The following is a 6,625-nucleotide window of genomic DNA, read 5'->3' on the forward strand; positions in this document are numbered from 1 at the left end:
GCTACTTCTCCTGGTTCTCGGCGAGACCCTCACGGGTGTCGCTGTTCTTGATTCCGTCACCCTCGTCGCCGGGGGCGGCGGAGAGTCCCTGCAGAGCCGCCCACCGGGGGTCGGCGGCGTCGTGGTGGTGCGTCGGGTCGTCGCTCAGGCGCGCTCCGCACTCGGAGCACAGGCCCAGGCAGTCTTCCTGGCACACCGGCTGCAGCGGCAGTGCGAGCACCACCGCGTCACGCAGCACCGGCTGGAGATCGAAGAAGTCGCCCTCCAGGCGGTAAGTCTCTTCTTCCGAGTCCTCGTCGAGGTCCTCGGTCCCGGTGGTCCGGGCGCGGTGGCGCTCATCGGACTCCGGGTAGTAGTACAGCTCCTGGAAGTCCACGTCGATGTCGAAGTCGACGGGCTCCAGGCACCGGACGCACTCGCCCTCGACGTGGGCGTCAGCGGTGCCGGTGACCAGCACGCCCTCGACCACCGACTCCAGGCGGAGCTCCAGCTCGATCGGGCTCTTCTCCGGGACGCCGATCACGTCGATGATCCCGAAGCCCTCGGGGGCCTCCAGGGTCCGGCTCACCTCACGCATGGCGCCCGGACGACGGCCCAGCTCGTGCGTGTCGAACACGAGGGGGTCGCGGTGGTCGAGGCGGTTCAAGGTGTCCTGACTTCCATAGGAATCAACGCTGTGTCCCCATACAACTCGACGTTGCGAGGGCAAGCCGACGGCCGGACATGGGGATGCCGGAGTGGTCAGACTACCGGAGTCTCCCGCCAGGCCCAACTTCGGTCCCGTCAGGAGACTCCCGGCAGCCCCGCCGGGCCGGCTCAGCGGCCGCCGAGCTCCCGCAGCCGGGTCATGTCGATCATGCTGGTGTCGAAGAAGCTGGTCTCGTCCAGACTCTGCTGCTGGTGCGGCACGGCCGGGGGCAGGGCGGGCTGCTGCGGGTAGTTGTAGCCGTCGTACGGCTGGGCCGCGTAGCCGTCCTGCTGCTGCGGATAGCCGTAGCCGGCACCCTGCTGCTGGTCCGGGTAGCCCTGCTGCTGCGGGTAGCCGCCCTGCTGCTGGTGGCCCCACTGAGCGTTGTACGGGTCGCCCTGGTGGCCGGCCGGGTCGAAGCCGCCGCCGTAAACCTCGGCGTACTGCCCGCCCTGCTGCTGGGTGGCCGCGTACTGGTCGGAGCCGGGAGCCTGCCAGCCGGCCGCGGCCGGGGTCTGCTCGGGCCAGGTCTGCTGCTGGGGGACGTCCTCGCGGTACCAGGCGATGTCGTCGCCGTCGGCGTCCCCGGCGAAGCCGGCGGCCACCGCCTCGGCCCGCTCCTTGGCCTGCTGCGCCTCGTCGGCGGCGGCCAGGTAGGCGCCCAGCTCGTCGATCGGCCGCTTGCCGAGCAGCTTGTCGCGACCCTTGCCGACCGCCTCCAGGGTGGCGCCGAGCACGTTCTCCAGCGTGGCGAGCTTCACATCGACGTACTCGTCGACCTCGGGGCTCGGGCTGATCCGCTGCGGCTTGAACTCCTCGCCGTCGGCCTCGCCCTCGTGCTCGGTCTCGAAGACGCCGGAGTCGCCGCGCAGCTTGGTCCGGCCGCGGCCGACCGCGCCGAGCGTCTTGGTCAGTACGACCTCGAAGTTGGCGAGCTTGCTGTCCACGTAGTCGTCGGCCTCGGCCCGCTTGGTCTCGACGTCGGAACGGGCCTCGGCGAGGATCCGGTCCGCCTCGGCCTGGGCCCGGCGGACCACCTCGGTGTCCGAGATCAGCGAGCCGCGCTCGGCGTGCGCGCCCTGGATGATCCGGTCCGCCTCGGCCTGGGCGTCGGCCACCACCTGCTCATGGTCGGCCATCACCGACTGTGCCTGGGCGAGTTCGGCCGGCAGGGCCGCCTTGAGGTCGTTGAGCAGGCCGATCAGCTCGGCCCGGTTCACCACGCAGGAGGCCGACATCGGCATCGAGCGGGCGTTCTCGACCGCCGCCACGATCTCGTCGACCTTGTTCTGCACGTCCACGGGGCTTCAGTCTTTCCGTGTGCCGCCGACGGTCCGGCGGAGGCAGGCCCGGCGCGGTGCACCTCACCGCAGGGCAGGAATACAGACTGTACGGCCCTCGCGCGGCGAGCTCACAACGCCCGAGCCGAACCGGCCTCCGGGGAAACGGACATGACGTGACGAATCGGCAGAAACGGGCGGTCAGTCGAATACTGCTCGACTACTGCTCGGCCTTGCGCTCCGCGATCCGCTCGACCAGCCGGCGGTGCACCGTCTCCGGCAGCAGGTGCGAGACGTCGCCGCCGTACGAGGCGACCTCCTTGACCAGCGTCGACGAGAGGAAGCTGTACGTCGGCGAGGTCGGCACGAACAGCGTCTCCACGCCGGTCAGGCCGTGGTTCATCTGGGCCATCTGCAGCTCGTAGTCGAAGTCGCTGACCGCGCGCAGGCCCTTGATGATCGCGGGGATGCCGCGCTCCCGGCAGAAGTCCACCAGCAGGCCGTGGTGAGACTCGACCACCACGTTGCCGAACTCGGCGGTGACCTCCTCGATCAGGCCGATCCGCTCCTCGATGGTGAACATGCCCTGCTTGTTCCGGTTGATCAGGACCGCGACATGCACCACGTCATAGAGCTTCGAGGCGCGCCCGATGATGTCGAGGTGGCCGTTGGTGATCGGGTCGAACGAACCGGGACAGACGGCTCGACGCATGGCATGTGCTCCCTCGTGGGGTGACGGCTGCTGCGGGCCGCGGCCCGCTACTCGTGATCGCTGGCCTCGGCGGCGGCGCGACCGTACCAGAGCGTGCCCTCGCCGTAGCGGCGGGAGCGCAGCACCTCGAAGCCCTCGGGCCAGCCGAACTCGCCGCCACGGGTGCTGCGCTCCACGGTGACGAGTGCGTCCTCCGCGAGCCAGCCCCCAGCCGACAGTGTGATCAGCATCTCCCGTACCTCCTCGTCCGTCACGACGTACGGCGGGTCGAGAAACACCAGGTCATAGGGGGTCTGCGGGGGCGGACCGACGATCACCTTCTCCGCCTTGGCGGCCCGGACCTCGGCGCCCGGCAGACCGACCGTGCGGACGTTCTCCCGGATCACCCGGGCCGCCTGACCGTCCGCCTCGACCAGCAGGACGTGTTCGGCGCCCCGCGACAGCGCCTCCAGGCCGACCGCGCCCGATCCGCCGAACAGGTCCAGCATCCGGGTTCCGTGCAGGGTGCCGCGCAGCGCCTCCAGGGTGGAGAACATCGCCTCCCGGGCCTTGTCGGAGGTCGGTCGGGTGCCCCGGCCGGGCGGTACGGCCAGCCGGCGGCCGCCGGCCGACCCGGCGATCACTCGGGTCATGGTGGTGAAGGGTCCTTTCATCGCTGCCCGACCACGCTATCCCGCCCCGAGCCGAAGGGGCGCGCCGGTGCCGAAAGGGAGAAGCGACCAGCGAGGCACGAGCGCCGGAGCGCCGACCGTCGGCACCGGGTCAGAGCGCCCCGGAGGCGAGCGGGCGAGTGACGGCCCCGAGCCGAAGGGGCGCGCCGGTGCCGAAAGGGAGAAGCGACCAGCGAGGCACGAGCGCCGAAGCGCCGACCGTCGGCACCGGGTCAGAGCGCCCCGGAGGCGAGCGGGTGAGTCGCAGCCCGTCCCGGCATGCGGCCGCCGCAGGAGACCGTTCCGGTACGGCCCCTAGACTGGCCCACATGACCGAGACCCTGTGGCCCGCCCCCGTCGCCACCGCCCCCGTCGACGCCACCGTCACCATCCCCGGCTCCAAGTCGGTCACCAACCGGGCGCTGGTGCTGGCGGCACTCGCCGACGGGCCCGGCTGGGTGCGCCGCCCGCTGCGCAGCCGCGACTCCCAGCTGATGGCCGACGGCCTGCGCGCCCTCGGGGTCACCATCGAGGAGAAGGTCAACAACGACTCCGGCGGCACCGGCGGCGGCGAGGCCTGGCGGGTCATCCCCGCCCCCGTCCTGCGCGGCCCCGCCAACGTCGACGTCGGCAACGCCGGCACCGTGATGCGCTTCCTGCCCCCGCTCGCGGCCCTCGCCGACGGCCCGGTCCACTTCGACGGCGACCCGCGCAGCCACGAGCGCCCCCAGCACGGCGTGATCAACGCCCTGCGCGCGCTCGGCGCCCGGATCGAGGACGGCGGCCGCGGCAGCTTCCCGCTCACCGTCCACGGCACCGGCGGCCTCGACGGCGGCCCGGTCGAGCTGGACGCCTCCTCCTCGTCCCAGTTCGTCTCCGCCCTGCTGCTCTCCGGCGCCCGCTACAACCAGGGCGTCGAGGTCCGGCACGTCGGCGGCCCCGTCCCCTCCCTGCCGCACATCCGGATGACCGTCGAGATGCTGCGCCTGGCCGGCGCCCAGGTCGACGCCCCCGAGGACGGCGGCGAGAAGGACGTCTGGCGGGTCACCCCCGGCGCCCTGATCGGCCGCGACCTGGTGGTTGAGCCCGACCTGTCCAACGCCGCGCCGTTCTTCGCCGCCGCGCTGGTCACCGGCGGCCGGGTCACCGTCCGCGACTGGCCCAAGCACACCACCCAGCCCGGCGACCAGCTGCGCGACCTCTACACCCGGATGGGCGGCGCCTGCGAGTTCACCGACGAGGGCCTGCAGTTCACCGGCAGTGGCCGGATCCACGGCATCGAGGCCGACCTGCACGACGTCGGCGAGCTCACCCCGGTGATCGCCGCCGTCGCCGCGCTCGCCGACTCCGAGTCCCACCTCCACGGCATCGCCCACCTGCGCCTGCACGAGACCGACCGACTCGCCGCCCTCGCCAAGGAGATCAACGACCTCGGCGGCGACGTCAGCGAGACCGAGGACGGCCTGCGGATCCGCCCGCGCCCGCTGCACGGCGGCATCTTCCACACCTACGAGGACCACCGCCTGGCCACCGCCGCCGCCGTGCTCGGCCTCGCCGTGCCCGGCGTCGAGGTGGAGAACGTCGCCACCACCGCCAAGACCCTGCCCGACTTCCCCAGGATGTGGGCGGAACTGCTCGGCGAAGCGGCGGCGGACGCCTGAGCGGAGACTTGAGCCATGCGCCGCTACGGCAAGGACGCCGACGAGGACGACATCCGCAACCGCCCCGCCCGCCGGGGCTCCCGGCCGCGGACCCGGATCCGACCCAAGCACGAGGACGCCGCCGAGGCGATGGTGCTGACCGTCGACCGCGGCCGGCTCACCTGCCTGGTCGACCCGGGGACCAAGCAGGAGCGCCAGGTCGTCGCCATGAAGGCCCGTGAGCTGGGCCGCAAGGGCGTCGTCGTCGGCGACGTCGTCAGCCTGGTCGGCGACCTCACCGGGGACGCCGACACCCTCGCCCGGATCGTCCGGGTCGAGGAGCGCAGCTCCGTGCTGCGGCGCACCGCGGACGACGACGACCCGTACGAGCGGATCGTCGTCGCCAACGCCGAACAGCTGGCCATCGTCACCGCGCTGGCCGACCCCGAACCGCGCCCTCGGCTGATCGACCGCTGCCTGGTCGCCGCCTACGACGCGGGCATGGAACCGCTGCTGGTGCTCACCAAGTCCGACCTCGCCCCGGCCGCCCCGCTGCTGGAGTCCTACGCCCCGCTCGGCATCAACTACGTGGTCACCCGCCGGGACGAACTGGCGACCACCGGCGCCGAGGCCGTCCGCGAGCACCTGCGCGGGCGCTCCACGGTGTTCATCGGTCACTCCGGCGTCGGCAAGACCACCCTGGTCAACGCCCTCGTCCCGGACCGCCAGCGGCAGACCGGCGACGTCAACGCGGTCACCGGCCGCGGCCGGCACACCACCGTCTCCGCCCTCGCGTTGCGGCTGCCCCCGCCGCCCGGCGCCAAGGCGGGCTCCAGGAAGGCGCTCAACTCCGGCTGGGTGATCGACACCCCCGGCTTCCGCTCCTTCGGCCTCTCGCACATCGATCCGTCCCGGGTCATCCACGCCTTCCCCGACCTGGAGCCCGGCACCGTCGACTGCCCGCGCGCCTGCAGCCACGACGAGCCGGACTGCGCCCTGGACGCCTGGGTCGCGGACGGCCACGCCGAGGCCGCCCGGCTCTACTCGCTGCGCCGCCTGCTGGCCAGCAAGGAGTCCCGCGAGGGCGACTGACCGCGCTGCCCTTCCTTGAGGCCAGTGGGCCGTTCGAGGTGTCGGAGCGGGCCCGCCTGGCGATCATAGGAAAGTCGGGCCGGGCACGGTCCGTCCATCGATCGACAGGGAGGGCACGCGATGGCATGGGCCCTGGTGGTCCTGGCCGGCCTGCTGGAGACCGGCTTCGCGATCAACCTCAAGCTCAGCGAGGGCTTCACCAAGCTCTGGCCCACCATCAGCTTCTGCGTGTTCGCCCTCAGCAGCTTCGGCCTGCTCACGCTGTCCCTGAAGAGCCTGCCGGTCGGCCCCGCCTACGCGGTGTGGACGGGCATCGGCGCGGCCGGCACCGCCGTCTACGGCATGGCCTTCCTGGACGAGAGCACCTCGGTGCTGAAGCTGGTCTCCATCTCCCTGGTGATCGCCGGCGTCATCGGCCTGCAGCTCAGCGGCTCCGCCCACTAGGTGTTCTGACCCGTGAGGTTGGGGACGCGGCTGGCGGGTGGCTTGCCTGCGAGTGCGGTGTGTCCGCGGTGGTGATTGTAGGTGTGGAGCCAGGCGGGGTAGGCGTCGCGTCGTTCCTG

General features: G+C 72.1%; 7 protein-coding genes and 1 pseudogene. 3 read left to right on the forward strand and 5 right to left on the reverse strand.

What is annotated here, in order from left to right; translation table 11 throughout:
• Nucleotide 1: 1 nt before the first annotated feature.
• The 4 genes from ACWC9T_RS20235 to rsmD form a co-directional block, all read right to left on the reverse strand.
• On the reverse strand, nucleotides 2-646 hold the full coding sequence (locus ACWC9T_RS20235; protein WP_449822408.1) for a YceD family protein: 645 nt from the start codon (nucleotides 644-646) through the stop codon (nucleotides 2-4).
• Nucleotides 647-816: 170 nt separating this feature from the next.
• Nucleotides 817-1,989 carry a cell division initiation protein gene (locus ACWC9T_RS20240; protein ID WP_449822409.1) on the reverse strand — a complete coding sequence of 391 codons (1,173 nt, stop codon included), beginning with the start codon at nucleotides 1,987-1,989 and terminating at the stop codon, nucleotides 817-819.
• A gap of 199 nt (nucleotides 1,990-2,188) precedes the next feature.
• On the reverse strand, nucleotides 2,189-2,680 hold the full coding sequence (coaD, locus tag ACWC9T_RS20245) for a pantetheine-phosphate adenylyltransferase (RefSeq protein WP_449822410.1): 492 nt from the start codon (nucleotides 2,678-2,680) through the stop codon (nucleotides 2,189-2,191).
• A 47-nt stretch (nucleotides 2,681-2,727) separates the two neighbouring features.
• Nucleotides 2,728-3,312, reverse strand: a complete 585-nt coding sequence (gene rsmD / locus ACWC9T_RS20250) for a 16S rRNA (guanine(966)-N(2))-methyltransferase RsmD (RefSeq protein ID WP_449822411.1) — start codon at nucleotides 3,310-3,312, stop codon at nucleotides 2,728-2,730.
• Between the two features lie 347 nt (nucleotides 3,313-3,659).
• On the opposite strand from rsmD, the gene aroA reads away from it, so the two are divergent.
• The 3 genes from aroA to ACWC9T_RS20265 all read left to right on the forward strand — a co-directional run bounded on the left by aroA (nucleotide 3,660) and on the right by ACWC9T_RS20265 (nucleotide 6,506).
• Nucleotides 3,660-4,991 carry a 3-phosphoshikimate 1-carboxyvinyltransferase gene (gene aroA / locus ACWC9T_RS20255; RefSeq protein ID WP_449822412.1) on the forward strand — a complete coding sequence of 444 codons (1,332 nt, stop codon included), beginning with the start codon at nucleotides 3,660-3,662 and terminating at the stop codon, nucleotides 4,989-4,991.
• A 15-nt stretch (nucleotides 4,992-5,006) separates the two neighbouring features.
• Nucleotides 5,007-6,062: a ribosome small subunit-dependent GTPase A gene (rsgA, locus tag ACWC9T_RS20260; protein ID WP_449822413.1), complete on the forward strand. Its 1,056-nt coding sequence runs from the start codon at nucleotides 5,007-5,009 to the stop codon at nucleotides 6,060-6,062.
• A gap of 120 nt (nucleotides 6,063-6,182) precedes the next feature.
• On the forward strand, nucleotides 6,183-6,506 hold the full coding sequence (locus ACWC9T_RS20265; protein ID WP_449822414.1) for a DMT family transporter: 324 nt from the start codon (nucleotides 6,183-6,185) through the stop codon (nucleotides 6,504-6,506).
• Here the strand turns inward: ACWC9T_RS20265 and ACWC9T_RS20270 are convergent.
• Nucleotides 6,503-6,625: pseudogene (locus ACWC9T_RS20270) on the reverse strand (IS481 family transposase); the annotation flags it as partial. The gene ACWC9T_RS20265 and the pseudogene ACWC9T_RS20270 sit on opposite strands and share 4 nt — an antisense overlap.

This window comes from Kitasatospora sp. NPDC001159, assembly GCF_053598235.1.